16 protein-coding genes are annotated in these 14560 nt (G+C 72.6%); 10 read left to right on the top strand and 6 right to left on the bottom strand.

The window, feature by feature from the left end; translation table 11 throughout:
* Positions 1 to 83: 83 nt before the first annotated feature.
* Together ACWEOZ_RS22110 and ACWEOZ_RS22115 are read right to left on the bottom strand one after the other, a co-directional pair.
* On the bottom strand, positions 84 to 698 hold the full coding sequence (locus ACWEOZ_RS22110; RefSeq protein WP_451912561.1) for a trimeric intracellular cation channel family protein: 615 nt from the start codon (positions 696 to 698) through the stop codon (positions 84 to 86).
* Between the two features lie 16 nt (positions 699 to 714).
* Complete coding sequence (locus ACWEOZ_RS22115; protein ID WP_203765641.1) at positions 715 to 933, bottom strand: DUF3039 domain-containing protein; 219 nt, start codon at positions 931 to 933, stop codon at positions 715 to 717.
* A 205-nt stretch (positions 934 to 1138) separates the two neighbouring features.
* Here ACWEOZ_RS22115 and ACWEOZ_RS22120 point away from each other — a divergent pair, with 205 nt between their 5' ends.
* A complete protein-coding gene (locus ACWEOZ_RS22120; protein ID WP_451912657.1) occupies positions 1139 to 2086 on the top strand; it encodes a pseudouridine-5'-phosphate glycosidase in 948 nt (315 codons plus the stop codon).
* A 46-nt stretch (positions 2087 to 2132) separates the two neighbouring features.
* Entirely contained in the window at positions 2133 to 3014 is an 882-nt protein-coding gene (locus ACWEOZ_RS22125) for a carbohydrate kinase family protein (RefSeq protein WP_451912658.1), read from the top strand.
* Here ACWEOZ_RS22125 and ACWEOZ_RS22130 read toward each other — a convergent pair.
* A complete protein-coding gene (locus ACWEOZ_RS22130) occupies positions 3011 to 3352 on the bottom strand; it encodes a DUF3099 domain-containing protein (RefSeq protein WP_451912562.1) in 342 nt (113 codons plus the stop codon). The genes ACWEOZ_RS22125 and ACWEOZ_RS22130 overlap by 4 nt on opposite strands.
* 139 nt (positions 3353 to 3491) lie before the next feature.
* On the opposite strand from ACWEOZ_RS22130, the gene ACWEOZ_RS22135 reads away from it, so the two are divergent.
* A complete protein-coding gene (locus ACWEOZ_RS22135) occupies positions 3492 to 5873 on the top strand; it encodes a putative bifunctional diguanylate cyclase/phosphodiesterase (protein ID WP_451912563.1) in 2382 nt (793 codons plus the stop codon).
* Here ACWEOZ_RS22135 and ACWEOZ_RS22140 read toward each other — a convergent pair.
* The gene (locus ACWEOZ_RS22140; RefSeq protein ID WP_451912564.1) at positions 5839 to 6405 is read right to left on the bottom strand and encodes an HhH-GPD-type base excision DNA repair protein; all 567 of its coding nucleotides are present in this window, start codon (positions 6403 to 6405) and stop codon (positions 5839 to 5841) included. The genes ACWEOZ_RS22135 and ACWEOZ_RS22140 overlap by 35 nt on opposite strands.
* A 72-nt stretch (positions 6406 to 6477) precedes the next feature.
* Between ACWEOZ_RS22140 and ACWEOZ_RS22145 the strand changes: the two genes are divergently transcribed.
* From ACWEOZ_RS22145 to dtd, 5 genes are read left to right on the top strand one after another with little or no spacing between them, the layout of a single operon-like run.
* The gene (locus ACWEOZ_RS22145; protein ID WP_451912565.1) at positions 6478 to 7206 is read left to right on the top strand and encodes a GntR family transcriptional regulator; all 729 of its coding nucleotides are present in this window, start codon (positions 6478 to 6480) and stop codon (positions 7204 to 7206) included.
* On the top strand, positions 7206 to 7922 hold the full coding sequence (gene deoC, locus ACWEOZ_RS22150; RefSeq protein WP_451912566.1) for a deoxyribose-phosphate aldolase: 717 nt from the start codon (positions 7206 to 7208) through the stop codon (positions 7920 to 7922). The genes ACWEOZ_RS22145 and deoC overlap by 1 nt, the downstream gene beginning before the upstream one ends.
* A gap of 40 nt (positions 7923 to 7962) precedes the next feature.
* Positions 7963 to 8298, top strand: a complete 336-nt coding sequence (locus ACWEOZ_RS22155) for a hypothetical protein (RefSeq protein WP_451912567.1) — start codon at positions 7963 to 7965, stop codon at positions 8296 to 8298.
* Between the two features lie 17 nt (positions 8299 to 8315).
* Entirely contained in the window at positions 8316 to 8975 is a 660-nt protein-coding gene (locus ACWEOZ_RS22160; protein ID WP_451912568.1) for a phosphotransferase, read from the top strand.
* Positions 8963 to 9385 carry a D-aminoacyl-tRNA deacylase gene (gene dtd, locus ACWEOZ_RS22165; RefSeq protein WP_451912569.1) on the top strand — a complete coding sequence of 141 codons (423 nt, stop codon included), beginning with the start codon at positions 8963 to 8965 and terminating at the stop codon, positions 9383 to 9385. The genes ACWEOZ_RS22160 and dtd overlap by 13 nt, the downstream gene beginning before the upstream one ends.
* A gap of 11 nt (positions 9386 to 9396) precedes the next feature.
* Here dtd and ACWEOZ_RS22170 read toward each other — a convergent pair whose 3' ends face one another.
* Positions 9397 to 10182, bottom strand: coding sequence for a sporulation protein (locus ACWEOZ_RS22170; RefSeq protein WP_451912570.1), 786 nt, complete (start codon positions 10180 to 10182; stop codon positions 9397 to 9399).
* Between the two features lie 310 nt (positions 10183 to 10492).
* On the opposite strand from ACWEOZ_RS22170, the gene sigB reads away from it, so the two are divergent.
* Together sigB and ACWEOZ_RS22180 are read left to right on the top strand one after the other, a co-directional pair.
* Complete coding sequence (gene sigB / locus ACWEOZ_RS22175; protein WP_360822226.1) at positions 10493 to 11449, top strand: RNA polymerase sigma factor SigB; 957 nt, start codon at positions 10493 to 10495, stop codon at positions 11447 to 11449.
* 150 nt (positions 11450 to 11599) lie between these two features.
* On the top strand, positions 11600 to 11977 hold the full coding sequence (locus tag ACWEOZ_RS22180) for a YrdB family protein (RefSeq protein ID WP_451912571.1): 378 nt from the start codon (positions 11600 to 11602) through the stop codon (positions 11975 to 11977).
* A 29-nt stretch (positions 11978 to 12006) separates the two neighbouring features.
* Here ACWEOZ_RS22180 and ACWEOZ_RS22185 read toward each other — a convergent pair whose 3' ends face one another.
* On the bottom strand, positions 12007 to 14553 hold the full coding sequence (locus ACWEOZ_RS22185) for a bifunctional acetate--CoA ligase family protein/GNAT family N-acetyltransferase (protein ID WP_451912572.1): 2547 nt from the start codon (positions 14551 to 14553) through the stop codon (positions 12007 to 12009).
* Between the last annotated feature and the right edge of the window lie 7 nt (positions 14554 to 14560).

A 14560-nucleotide genomic window follows, 5' to 3' on the forward strand; every position in this document is an offset into this window, starting at 1 on the left:
GACTCACACCACACAGCAAAATGCCCCCGCGCAACGGCCGCAGAGGCGAAACCCAGCATAGCGGCGGCGGGCCGCCACCGTGGTCACGGCACAGCGACGGGCGCCGACCAGCGCCGGTACAGCGCGAGCAGCCGTACCCCGGTCATGGCCGCCGCGGCCAGCGCCAGCGGGATCGGGCCCGCCAGCTCGAGCCGGTTCAGCAGCGTCACCGCCGCCGCGCCGCCGAGCGCGACCACCGCGTAGATGTCGCGCTGGAGCACCGCCGGGATCTCCCCGGTGAGCAGGTCGCGAGCCACGCCGCCGCCGATGCCGGTGAGCATGCCGATCAGGCAGGCGCCGACCGCCGGCGCACCGGCCTCCAGGGCCTTGAGCGTGCCGGTGACGGTGAACAGGCCCAGGCCGGCCGCGTCGAGGAGCAGCACCGTACGCCGCAGCCGGTTGAGCTGCGGGTGCAGGTAAAACACCGCCACGGAGGCGGTCACCGCCGTGACGGCGTACCGCCAGTCGGAGAAGGCGAGCGGCGGCACCGCGCCGATCACGAGATCGCGCAGGATGCCGCCGCCGAGGGCTGCGACGAAGCCCACGAAGCCGACGCCGAACAGGTCGAGCCGCTTCGCGACGGCGGCGCTGGCGCCGGAGGCCGCGAAGACGGCCACGCCGATCAGGTCCGCGACCAGCAGGCTGTAGCTGCCCGTCACGAGGACCGGCCGGGGGTCAGTGCTTCATCGACTCGTAGATCTCCTTGCACTGCGGGCACACCGGCGAGCCCGGCTTCGGCGACTTGGTCACCGGGAACTTCTCCCCGCAGAGAGCGATCACGAAGGTGCCCATCACGGCACTCTCGGCGATCTTCTCTTTGCGCACGTAGTGGAACATCTCGGGACCGGTGTCGGCGTCCTTGGTCTCCGGACGCTCCAGGATCTGCGTGCTCACGGCATCTGCCCTTCATGAGTCTCATGACTGTGTGCTCAACGGCACAGCGCCGGTGAATCGGCGCTGTTGCCGGGCCCGCGTGCCCCCCGGTCACCGCGGAAGAAGCTCCAACCCACAAGTCTGACACCTCACGCCTGGTCGGTCCAACGACAACGGAGCCGCAGGGCACCGTACCGTTGCCATCGTGACCGATTCCACGCGGCAGATGGGCCGCTATGCCATCCGTTACGGCGACCATGTGTCCCGGGCGCGCCGCGACGGCCGCCCGGTGGTGGCGCTGGAGAGCACGATCGTCTCGCACGGCCTGCCCCGGCCCGACAACCTGCGGGTCGCCCGGGAGATCGAGCAGACCGTCCGCGACAACGGCGCCGTCCCCGCGACCATCGGGATGATCGGCGGCGAGCTGGTCGTCGGCCTCGAGGATCACCAGATCGAGCACCTGGCCGGCGCCGACGGAGTGGCCAAGCTCTCCGTCCGCGACCTGGCCGTGGCCGCCGCCACCGGCGCGGACGGGGCCACCACGGTCGCCGCCACCAGCGCGATCGCCGCGGCGGCCGGGATCGGCGTCTTCGCCACCGGCGGGCTCGGCGGCGTGCACCGCGAGGCGAACAGCACCTTCGACGAGTCCAACGACCTGACCACGCTGGCCCGTACGCCGATCGTCGTGGTCTGCGCCGGGGTCAAGTCGATCCTCGACGTCGGGGCCACCCTGGAGCGCCTGGAGACCTTGGGGGTGTCCGTCGCCGGGTACGGCACCCACCGCTTCCCCGGCTTCTTCGTCACCGACGGCGGTTTCGACGTCGACTGGCGGCTGGACTCCCCGCAGCAGGTCGCCGACGTCATCGCCGCCCGGGCCGACCAGGGCGTCGGCGCCGGAGCGCTGGTGCTGGGCCACCCGCTGCCGGCCGACGAGCAGCTCGATCCGGCCCTGCACGACCGCACCCTGGCCGAGGGGCTGGAGCTGCTGGCCCGCGACGGGGTCACCGGCAAGGCCGTGACGCCGTTCCTGCTGGCCCACTTCCACAGCAGCACCGAGGGCAAGAGCCTGGCCGTCAACGTGCGGATCATCCTGCGCAACGCCGCCCTGGCAGCTCAGATCGCGGCCGCGGCCACCCCGGCCCCGGCATCCCTCGGCTTCGCGCTGCCGGCATGACGGACCACGTCGCCCGAGGCCGGCCGCGGACGGTCGCCGGGTGAGCGTGCTCGTCGTCGGTGATCTGGTGACCGACGTGCTGGTCACGCACGCCGGGCCGCTCGCCGTGGGCTCCGACACCGAGGCCCGGATCCTGGTCGGCGGGGGCGGCCAGGCGGCCAACACGGCCGCCTGGCTGGCCTATGCCGGGGCGGGCGCCACCCTGATCGCCGCGGTCGGTGACGATCATGCCGGCCGGGAACGGATCGCCGAACTGGTCGCGGCCGGGGTGCGGTGCGCGGTGCGGGCCCATCCGGGGGTACCGACGGGCAGCGTGGTGGTGCTCAGTTCGGCCGGCGAGCGCACGATGATCACCGACCGGGGGGCCGCGCTGCTGCTGGACCCCGCGGACGTCACGGCTGCCGTCAAGGCCGCGCAGGGCGTCACCCATCTGCATCTGTCCGGCTATCCCCTGCTGCACACGGGGTCGCGGCCGGGTGGGCTGGCCGCGCTGGCCGTGGCCCGGGAGCGTGGCCTGACCACGAGTGTCGACGCGGCGTCGGCCGAGCCGCTGCGGCAGCTCGGTGCGCAGGCGTTCCTCGACCTGGTGCGCGGTGTCGACCTGCTGCTGTGCAATGCCGACGAGGCCGCCGTGCTGGGCGGGCCGGGGCCGGCGGAGGCCCAGGCGGCCGCGTTGACCGCGGTGGCGGCCGACGTGGTGGTCAAACGTGGGGGCGACGGTGCCGTCTGGGCATCCCGGGACGGGGTGTTGCGGTCGGTTGCGGGTGTGCGCGTACCGGCGCTCGATCCGACCGGGGCCGGTGACGCCTTCGCGGCCGGCCTGCTCACCGCCTGGTGTGCCGGTGCGGACCCGGCGGCCGCGCTCTCGGCCGGCGCCGCACTCGGCGCGGCGGCTGTGCAGACGGCCGGCGCGCGCCCGCTGCCCTAGGGCTCGATGTCGATGGTGCGCTGCTTGATGACCTCGGCCGCCTCCGGCTCGAGGATCCGCTGCTGGTTGACCGCCGGGCTCGCCGCCGGGTTGGCCCGGCTCTTGGGCGGGCGGTCGTTGGCGATCAGCACCGCGGCCCACGGCAGGAAGACCATGCCGATGGCGCAGAGGACCAGCCAGAGCGGTAGCAGGGGTGGGCGGACGCTGACCAGGACGGCGCCGATGATCAGGCACGCGGCCCGGCCACCCATCATGGTCACGTAACGGATCTGGCGGCTGCGGAGCTGTTCGCTCGGGCTGCGAGCGGCGTTGGTGATCAACACCGGCTGCTTCTTCACCTTGGATCTCCGATCGACAACCCATCCTCGCACCGCGACCGGGCAGGTGCCCACAATCGACGCAGTCCTCCCGCCCGCAGCCTGGCATGCAGGGCCCCGAACCGTTCACAAAGCCCGCGGTCCTACCGATGAGACAGATGTGCGGTGGGTGCCCTGCGGGCTGAACCGGCGGCGCTGGTCGGGCGTCGCCCTCGTCGTCGTGGTCGCGCTCCTGGGCTGCACGACCTCCTGGTTCGCCGCGCGCAACGCGCGCACCGCCGAGCAGCGCTACGCCGCGCAGCTCATGGACCGCTACACCAGCGACCTCACCCGCGCGATCACCACCCAGATCCAGCGGTACGGCGACACCCTCGCCGACGTCGCCATCGCGCTGGGCTCGCAGACGGATCTGACCGCCGGCGACTTCGCCTGGATCACCAACAAGATCAGTAATCGCCACCTGCCCGGCGCCACCTCGCTGGGCTTCGTGGTCTCCACCCCGCCCAGCGGCGTCGCGGCGACCCAGACCTACTGGCGTGGCCGCGGCGCCACCGGCCTGACCCTGCGGCCGGCCGCGACCGAGGGTGAGCACGCGTTCGCGGTGTTCGCCCGCTCCTTCGACGATGTGCCGGTGCGGCCCGGCATCGACGTGGCCGCCTCGCCCGAGGCCGCCAAGGCGCTGAAGGACGCCTACACGGTCGGCGGTTTCGCCGTCAGCCAGGCGTACGTGCTGCTCAAGGACCAGGCCGTCCCGGTGGCCGACCAGCAGCTGTCGTTCCTGTTCGCGGTGCCGGTAGCCCGCATCGGCGGCACCTTCCGCGGCTGGCTGACCATGGGGGTGCACGGGCATGACCTGCTGGCGGAGACGCTGCGGACGCAGGCCCACGGCGCGGTGGCCGCCGACCTGGACGATCCGACCGACGTCGTCGAGCGGGCCATCGCCACCTCCGGCGTTCCCGCGGCCGGCTATTCGCCCGCGCTCGACCGGATCGCCACCGTCTCGGCCGGGATGCGCACCTGGGAGCTGGAGGTGCATCCCACCGAGCAACTGCTGCGGGAGACCGACCGCGGCATCGTGAAGACCACCTTCGCCGTGGCCATGACCATCGCGTTCCTGCTCACCACGCTGGTCGCCCTGCTCACCGGCGCCCGCAACCGGGCGATGGGCAAGGTCGACGCGGCCACGGCGGCCCTGCGGGGTGACATCGAACGGCGGCAGCAGGTCGAGAACCGGCTGCGCGAACGCGAGCTTGAACTCGAACAGATGGCCCTGCACGACCCGCTGACCGGGCTGGCCAACCGGGCCGGCCTGGACGCCCGGCTGGCCGACGTGGTGGGCCGGCGGACCGACATCGCCCTGCTGCTCATCGATCTGGACGACTTCAAGCTGGTCAACGACGTGCACGGGCACGCCGCCGGCGACGCCATGCTGACCGAGTTCGCGCAGGTGTTGCTGGCCGGGGTGCGGGCGGACGACCTGGCCGCCCGGATCGGCGGCGACGAGTTCGTGGTGCTGGTCACCGGCGTGACGGGCGCGGACCAGGCGGTCGCGGCGGCCCAGCGGATCCTGGCCATGGCCGCCGCGGCGCCGGTCCATCTGGGTGACGACCTGCTACCGGTACGGGCCAGCGTCGGCGTGGCGACCAGCCGGCCCGGCGACACCCCGAAGAAACTGCTGCGCCGCGCCGACATCGCCATGTACCAGGCCAAACACCTGGGCAACCACGGCGTCCAGCTGCACGATCCGTCGATGAGCGACCACCGCGCGGCCGATGCCCAGCTCGCGGAGGACCTGGCCGGCGCCCTGGAACGCGGTGAGCTGCACGTGCTCTACCAGCCGCTGGTCGACCTGGCCGACGCCCGTCCGATCGGGGTCGAGGCGCTGCTCCGCTGGCACCACCCGCGGCTGGGCGTGGTGTCACCGACGCAGTTCATCCCGATCGCCGAGCGCAGCGGCACCATCGCCGATATCGGCCTGTGGGTGCTGGAGACGGCCTGCCGCCAGGTCGTCGAGTGGGGCGAGCTCTACGTCAGCGTCAACCTCTCCCCGCGCCAGCTGCAGGAGGAGTCGCTGGTGGCGGACGTGCTGGGGGTGCTGGCGCGTACCGGGCTGGCGCCGGACCGGCTGTGCCTGGAGATCACCGAGTCGGCCCTGGTGGACGAGAGTGCCGGCATCGCCAAGCTGCGGGCGCTGCGCGACCACGGCATCCACGTGGCGATCGACGACTTCGGCACCGGCTACTCGTCGCTGCACTACCTGACCCGGCTCCCGGTCGACATCCTCAAGATCGACCGCAGCTTCGTGGCCCAGCTCGACGGCACCCCGGAGGGCTCGGGCATCACCGAGGCGATCCTGCGGCTGAGCCAGGTGCTGCACCTCAGGACGGTGGCCGAGGGCATCGAGAACGCGGAGCAGGCGGCGGAACTGCAGATGCTGGGCTGCGGCATCGGGCAGGGCTACCTCTTCGCCCGGCCGCTGCCGCCGGCGGACCTGTTCGAGCTGCTGGTCAGCCCTTCGCGGCTGCCTTCATCTCCTTCTTGAAGGCGCGCACCCGGCCCAGCGACTCGGCGTCGACGATGTCGGCCACCGAGCGGTGCGAGCCCTCCTCGCCGTAGGCGCCGGCGGCCGCACGCCAGCCGGGCGGCTGGACGCCGTACTGCTTGCCGAGCAGGGCGGTGAAGATCTGGGACTTCTGCTTGCCGAAGCCGGGCAGGGCGGCGATCCGCTTGACCAGCTCCTTGCCGTCGGCGGCGTCCCGCCAGAGGTTGGCGGCGTCCCCGTCGTAGGTGCCGACCAGGGCCCGGCAGACCTCCTGCACGCGGGCGGCCATGGCCTTGGGGAACCGGTGCAGGGCGGGCGGCGTGGCGAAGATCGTGACGAGCTGCTCGGGATCGAACTCGGCGAGCTCGGCGGCGGTGGGGGCATGACCTAGCCGCTGCTTGAGCACGTACGGCGAGCTGAACGCCTTCTCCAGCGGGATCTGCTGGTCCAGCACCATGCCGATGAGCAGGGCCAGCGGGTCGTTCGCCAGCAGCTCGTTGGCCTCGGCGTCGATGGGCAGCGAAAGCGTCATGGCCCACATCCTATGGACGTCGCCCAGCTCGACGGCTAATTTCTAGCTTGTCTAGATGACCTGGAGGACATGATGCCGAGCATTCCGCTCTACGTGCGCATCGAGCGCGCACTGCGAGCCCGGCTCACGACCGCGCGACCGGGTGACGTCGTGCCCGCCGAGACCGCCCTCGCCGAGGAGTTCGGCGTCGCGCGGATGACCGTGCGGGCCGCCCTCAACGCGCTCGAGGCCGACGGGCTCATCGAGCGCATCCAGGGCCGGGGCACGTTCGTGCGGCAGCGGCCCGCGCCGCGCGCCGCCGGCACGTTGATGAGCTTTCACGACCAGGTGCGCAGCTGGGGGCGCAGCCCGTCGTCCCGGCTGGTCGAGGGCGAGGTCCGGGCGGCGACCGCCGAGGAGGCGGCCGCGCTGCAGCTCACGGCCGCGGCTCCCACCCTGGTCTCGATCGTCCGGGTACGCCTGGCCGACGACGTCCCGCTGGCCATCGAGTACGCCTGCTTCCCGCCCCACCTGGAAACGCTGCTCGACGCCGATCTCGAGACCGGCTCCCTGCACCGCGCCCTGCACGAGCGCGGCCTGCGCCCCACCCTCGGCTCCTCCACCCTGACCGCCCAGCCCGCCGGCCCGGACGGCCCGCGCCTGCAGGTCAGCGAGGCCGAGCCGCTGCTGGTGGAGAGCCGCGTGATCGTCGACCAGCACGCCGCACCCCTGGAATACAGCGTCAGCCGGTACGTCGGCTCCCGCTACTCGCTGCGCGTCACCTTCGACGTGCAGCCACCCCGAGAAGGAGAAACGCCGTGATGTCCTCCGTCGAGCAGGTCGCCTCGATGATCGACCATTCGCTGCTGCGCCCCGAGCTCACCACCGCCGACGTGCGGCAGGGCTGCGACGTGGCCGCTGCGCGCCGTACCGCTTTGGTCTGTGTCCGTCCCGCCGACGTGGAGCTCGCCGCCGGGCTGCTGGCCGGGACCGGTGTGCTGGTCGGGACCGTGGTCGGTTTCCCGCACGGCAGCACCACCACGGCCGTCAAGGTCGCCGAGACGCGGGCGCTGGTGGCGGCCGGGGCCGACGAGATCGACATGGTGCTCGCCATCGGCCGGCTGCGGGGCGGCGAGACGAGTTACGTGCACGACGACATCGCCGCGGTCGTGGCGGCGGCGCAGGGTCGCTGTGTGAAGGTCATCCTGGAGAACGCGTACCTCAGCGACGAGCAGAAAGTGACCGGTTGCCGGCTCACCGAGCAGGCGGGTGCGCAGTTCGTGAAGACGAGCACCGGTTTCGCCCCGGGCGGCGCGACCCTGTCCGACATCCGGCTGATGCGCGCGACGGTGTCCCCGGCGGTCGCGGTCAAGGCGGCCGGCGGCGTACGGACCCTGGACACCCTGCTCGAGCTGGCGGCGGCGGGCGCGACCCGGTTCGGCGCCACGGCGACCGAGGCGATCCTGGACGACCTGGCCGCCCGCCACCGCGGTGAGCCGGCCGTCGCCGCGAGCCCGGCCACGGCGGGTTCCTACTGAGCCCGGTTTGCTGGGGTGCCGTTCGGGCAAAACCCTGACCATGAGTGACAACAGCGAGATCGGCAACGGCGACTACGCTCCCGAGGCAGTCGAGGAGCCGAGCACGTACCGCCCCGAGAAGGGTGACGACGACCCGGGCCTGTCGAGCACCATCGCCGCCGGCACGGATCCCGAGCAGCTGGTCAACGGCGGTCCGCCGCCGGAGGGTGGCGGCATCATGACCACGACCGGCGGTACCGCGGGGCCGAACAGCTTCAAGGCGAAGCCGCGCTCCGGCCCCGGCGTCGCGCCGACCACGACGGGTGACGCCACCACCGGCGCGATGACCTCGACCGGCGGCGCCACGAGCGACGCGACCAGCAACGCGGTCGACTGACCGGTTATCTTCGGCGGGTGACGGGACCGTTGCTCGCCGCCGGCCGCGAGGCCGACGTGTACGCGCTGGACGAGCAGCGCGTGTTGCGCCGCTACCGGCGGGACGCCGACGTCACCGGCGAGGCCGACGCCATGCGTCACCTCGCCGGTCTCGGCTATCCGGTCCCGGCCGTGTACGAGGCCACCGGCCGCGACATGATCCTGGAACGCCTCGACGGACCCACGATGGCCGAGGCCGTGGCCGGCACCGCACTGAGTCCGGCGAAAGCCGCCGCGCACCTCGCGGACCTGCTGCGCCGGCTGCACGACGTGCCGCCGTGGCCCGGCGCCCCGGCCGGCTCCCGCATCGTCCACCTGGACCTGCACCCGCTGAACGTGCTGATGACCGCCCGCGGCCCGGTGGTGATCGACTGGCGCAACGCCCGGCCCGGCGAGCCCGACCTGGACACCGGCCTGACCGCGTTGATCCTGGCCCAGGTCGCCGTCGAGCGCGGGCACGAGTGGTCCGCGGTCGCCGGGGAGCTGCTGACGGCGTTCCTGCGGGTGGCCCCCGGCGATCCGATCCGGCTGCTCGACGAGGTGGTGCGCTTCCGCCGGTGGCAGCTCGACACGCTCACGCCGGCCGAGATCGCGCTGATCGACACCGCGGCGGAGAGGATACGGGCATGCGTGCGTTGATCCAGACCGTCAGCCGGGCCAGTGTCACGGTGGACGACGAGGTCGTCGGCAAGATCGAGGACGGGCTGCTGGTGCTGGTCGGCGTCACCCACGACGACACCGCCGCGACCGCCGCCACCCTGGCCCGCAAGGTGCACGAGCTGCGCATCCTCGACGGTGACGCCTCCGCCGCCGACACCGGAGCCCCGCTGCTGGTGGTCAGCCAGTTCACCCTCTACGGCGACGCCCGCAAGGGCCGCCGGCCCACCTGGTCCGCCGCCGCGCCCGCCGAGGTGGCCGAGCCGCTGGTCACCGCCTTCGTCGAGGCGCTGCGCGAGCGGGGCGCACCGGTGCAGACCGGCCGGTTCCGGGCCCACATGCTCGTGGAGAGCGTGAACGTGGGCCCGAGAACCGTCTGGCTGGAGCTTTAGGAACGGGATCTCTAGAAGAAGCCGCGGCGCTGGGCGGACTGCTGCAGCCAGCCGTTGAGCTGCGCCGTCCAGTCGACCTGGTCCACCGAGTGGTAGTCGACGTCGAAGCGGCCGAACGCGTCGTGGCCCTCGGTGAACAGGCCGCCGCGCTTGTCGATTTCCAGCACCACCTGCAGGTTGTGCGGGGTGGGGATGAACGTGACCTCGAGCTGGTTGATGCCGCCCGCGTACTGCGACGGCGGGTAGAACTCGATCTCCTGGTAGAACGGCAGCGTCTGCTGCACGCCGTAGACCCGGCCCCGTTCCACGTCGGCCCGGCTGAAGCGGAAGCCCAGCCGCAGGAAGGCGTCCAGGATGCGTTCCTGGGCCGGCAGCGGATGCACAGCCACCGCGTCCAGGTCACCCTTGTCGACCGCCCGGGCCACCTCGAGCTCGGTACGCAGGCCCATCGTCATGCCGTGCAGGTGCTGGCCGTACACCTCGGTGATCGGGGTCTCCCACGGCACGTCGAAGCGGAACGGGATGTCGTGCCGGGCGCCGGCGTCCAGCTTGAACGAGCCGGTCAGCCGCTGCCGGTGGAACTCCTGGTCGGTGTTGTACTCGCTGTCGCCGCTCTCCACCTCGACCCGGGTCATCAGCCCGACCGCCACGTACTCGATGTCGACGGCGTGGTCGCCGCCCATGACGTGCACCTGCCCCTCGAGGAAGCCACCGGGACGGCAGTTGGGGTTGGCGAGCACCGTTTCCACTGACGGGCCTCCGACACCCATCGCCTGCATCATGCGCTTGAAGACCACGAATCCTCCTAGTCACGAACCGTGCCGCCGATTATGGAGCGCCCCCGCCCCATACGGAATTGCGTCACTGTACGTACATGTCCCACCAAGCCGGGCAGGTTGTCGGGTTGGCGACCTCAGGGTTCTCCCCGATTCATGCCACCTGGACGCTTGCCTCACCTCCGCTTAACGCGCCTGCCGCCAAGCTAGTGATCACCGGCACGAATGCGGCTGGGAATGCACGACTCGGTGAACGCGGGGAGGGGACTGAAAGGTGGTCCTGCAGATGAAGGCGACGGAGTCCACGGCGGCGGTTGCTGCCGAGACCATCATGACTGACGGTGTCGAGCCCTTGGCGGACTTGGACGCGATCGACGAGCGCGGCGTCTCGGCCGACCTGGTCCGGGCCTACCTGAACGGCATCGGCCGCACCCGTCTGCTGACCGCGGTCGAGGAGGTGACGCTCTCCAAGCGGATCGAGGCCGGCCTCTACGCGGAGGAGAAGCTCCCCGCGGCGGGCGACGACCTGGCGCCACTGCTGCGGATCATCATCACCGAGGGCCGGGCCGCCAAGAACCACCTGCTCGAGGCCAACCTGCGGCTCGTGGTGAGCATCGCGAAGCGCTACACCGGCCGCGGCATGGCGTTCCTGGACCTGATCCAGGAAGGCAACCTGGGCCTGATCCGCGCCGTCGAGAAGTTCGACTACACCAAGGGCTACAAGTTCTCCACGTACGCCACCTGGTGGATCCGCCAGGCCATCACCCGCGCCATGGCCGACCAGGCCCGCACCATCCGCATCCCGGTGCACATGGTCGAGCAGGTCAACCGCATGGTCCGGGCCCGCCGCGACCTCGCCACGACGCTGGGCCGCGAGCCGGTCGTCGCCGAGATCGCCAAGGCCATGGGCGTGCCGGAGTTCCAGGTCATCGAGCTCATCTCGTACGACCGGGAGCCGGTCAGCCTGGACCAGGCCGTCGGTGAGGACGGCGAGAGCGCCCTCGGTGACTTCGTCGCCGCGGTCGACCCGCGCGGCGAGCCCGGTGACAGCGTCGGCCGCAGCGAACTGCGCGGCGAGGTCGAGATCGTGCTCTCCACGCTGTCCGAGCGGGAGTCCGCGGTGATCCGGCTGCGCTTCGGCCTGGACGACGGCCGGCAGCGCACCCTCGACGAGGTCGGCCGCGAGTTCGGGCTGAGCCGCGAGCGGATCCGCCAGATCGAGAAGGTGACGATGTCCAAGCTGCGCGACCCGCAGCGGGCGTCGCGCCTGGAGGCCTACGCCAGCTGACACCCGCACGAACCACGAGGCCGGTCGCGATGCGCGACCGGCCTCCGCCGTGTCCGGGGGGTCGGGCGAATTCCCGACTGACGCGGCGGGCGTCCTCGGCGACAATCAACGCGGGCACCGCAATGATCGTCGTCGGGGAGGTGGGACCGGGTGCGAGGCTTCCAGCTGCTGCTGCGGTTCGTACTGGAGTTGTGCGCGCTGGCGGCGCTGGCCTACGCGGGCTGGCAGACGTCGGCGAACCTCTGGGCGCGGCTGCTCGTCGCGATCGCGTTGCCGCTGGTCGCAGCTGTCGTCTGGGGACAGTGGGTGGCACCGAGGGCGCGCCGGCCGATCCCGGACCCGCTGCGGCTCGTACCGGAATGGCTGGTCTTCGGCGGCGCGACCGTCGCGCTGGCCCTGACCGGACACCCGATCCTCGCCGCGGCGCTGGCCGTCCTCGCCGCCGGCAACCGCTTCGCCCTGCACCTGCTGCACGTCACCACCGGCGGCGCCACCGAGCAGCACCCCGGCCCCCGGATCCCGGGCTGAGGTGACGGCCTGAGCGACCGGGCCGGGGCTCAGGCGCTGTGCAGGCGGCGGGGGCCCGTGTCCGGGCGGGTGCCGGCCTCGCCGAGCTCCACCGAGGCGTGCAGCACCGTGATGCCGTCCGGGCGGGCCAGCACCGGGTTCAGCGACAGGGCGCGGACCCGGGGATGCTCGTCGGCCAGCCGGCCGACCCGCAGCAGCAGATCGATCAGCGCCTGCCGGTCGACCGGAGCCGAACCGCGGTAGCCGTGCAGCAGCGGCGCCGCGCGGGGCTCGTCGACCAGCGCGGCGGCGGCCCGGTCGGTCAGCGGCGCCGCCCGCCAGGCCAGGTCGCCCAGCAGCTCACTGGCCACCCCGCCGAGCCCGAAGCCGACCACCGGGCCGAACGCCGGGTCCTCGACGACCTCGATCGTGCACGCCACCCCGGGCGGGACCATGGACTGCACCAGCACGTGCGGGCCGAACGCCGCCGACAGCTCGCGGTAGGCGGCGCGGACGTCGTCCTCGTCGGCCAGGGCCAGCCGGACCGCGCCCAGGTCGATGCGGTGCCGTAGTGCCCCACCGGCCGCCTTCAGCGCGACCGGGTAACCCAGCGCGTCCGCGGCGGCGAGGGCCTCGCCGATCGAGGTGGCGGAGGTGGACGGCTCGACCTTGATGCCGTACGCGGCGAGCAGCTCGGCGGGCGGGCCCTCGACCTCGGCGGCTGACGGGTCCACCCCGGACAGTGCGGGCAGGGCGCCCGGCGGCTGCCGGAGCCAGTCGGCGTACCCGGCGACCCGGCCCAGAGCTCGGACGGCCTCCTCCACCGACGGGTACGCCGGCACCCGCTCGGGCATCGTGCCCAGCAGGAACGTCGCCACGGTCGGCTTCTCCCCCGCCATCGCCACGCTGCCCAGGGCCGCGGTGAAATCGGCGTCCTCGTCGGGGAGCTGACCGGGCAGGGGCGGCGCGAAGACCACCACGAGAGCGTCCACCCGGTCGTCGACGGCGGCGTCGGCCAGCGCGTCGGCGAAGTCGTGGGCGCCCGCCTGGGGGCTGATGTCGCAGGGATATCCGTCGGCCACCGTCAGGCCGTTGGCCCGGCACGCGGCCACGGCCAGGCTGGACAGCGCCGACGAGTTGCCCACGATGGCGACCCGGCGCCCGGCCGGCAGCGGCTGGTGGGCGAGCAGCAGACCGACGTCGAACATCTCGGCGACGGTGTCCACCCGGATCACGCCGGAGCGGGCGAACAGGGCGGTGACCGCGCGGGTGTCCGGGCCGGGCAGATCACCGGCGAGCCCGGCCGGGCGGGTCGCCGACGCCACCGCGACGACCGGCTTGACCCGGCTCATCCGGCGGGCCAGCCGGGCGAACTTGCGCGGGTTGCCGAACGTCTCCAGATAGAGCAGCACAGCGTCGGTGCCGGGGTCGTCCTGCCAGTACTGCAGCAGGTCGTTGCCGGAGACGTCCGCGCGGTTGCCGGCCGACACGAAGCTGGACAGGCCGAGCCCACGCCGTTCCGCCTCGGCCAGCAACGCCACCCCGAGCGCGCCGGACTGGCTGAAGAAGCCGACCCGACCGGCGGCCGGCAGCCGCGGCGCGAGCGTGGCGTTGAGGCGTACCGCGGGGTCGGTGTTGGCGATCCCCAGGCAGTTCGGGCCGACCACGCGCAGGCCCGCCGCGTGGGCCGCGTCGATCAGCGCGCGCTGCGCGAGCGCACCCTCCACCCCGGACTCGGCGAAGCCGGCCGAAACGACCACCAGACCACCCGCGCCGGCTGCGGCCGCGTCGGCCACGGCGTCCGCGACCCCTTCCGGCGGTACGGCGATCAGCGCCAGATCAACCTCGGCGCGGGCCTCCACCGCCGACCTGTACGCGGGCAGCCCGGCCACCCGTTCCGCGCTGCGGTGCACGGGCACGATCGTTCCGGTGTAACCGCCGTCCCGGATGTGACCGAGGATCGCCGCGCCGATGCCCTGGCCGCTGGCGCTGGCGCCGTACACCGCGACGGCGCGCGGGTGCAGCAGCCGCGCGATCGACCGCGACTCGGTGCGCTGCTCGCGGCTCTCCTGCACCTCGCGGGACTTCTCCGTGGGGGCGATCGGGAAGCCCAGGTGCACGACGCCGTCGGCGTACTTGCGCTGGACCTGGTAGCCGAAGTCGCTGAACACCCGCAGCATGCCGCCGTTCTGCGGGAGGACCTCGGCGACGAAGCCGGTGATGCCGTTCTCCCGGGCCGCGTCGGCCAGGTGCTCCAGCAGCACCGAGCCGATCCCCCGGCCCTGGTGCGCGTCCTCCACGACGAAGGCCACCTCGGCCTCGGGCGACTCCGGGCCCAGCCGCTCGTAGCGGCCGACCGCCATGATCCGCGGGCCGCTGACGATGACGAAGGCCTCGCGGTCGTGATGGTCGACGTTGACGAACCGGGCCAGGTCGCGTTCCGGAATGCGCGGATAGGGAGAGAAGTAGCGCAGGTAGCGGGTGCGGTCGCTCATCCGGGAGTGGAACTCCACGATGGCCGGTGCGTCCTCGGGGCGGATCGGGCGCAGATGAACGGCGCTGCCGTCGGAGAGCAGCACGTCCGCCTCTCTGGTCACCGCATTC

The organism is Actinoplanes sp. NPDC004185, from assembly GCF_053603475.1.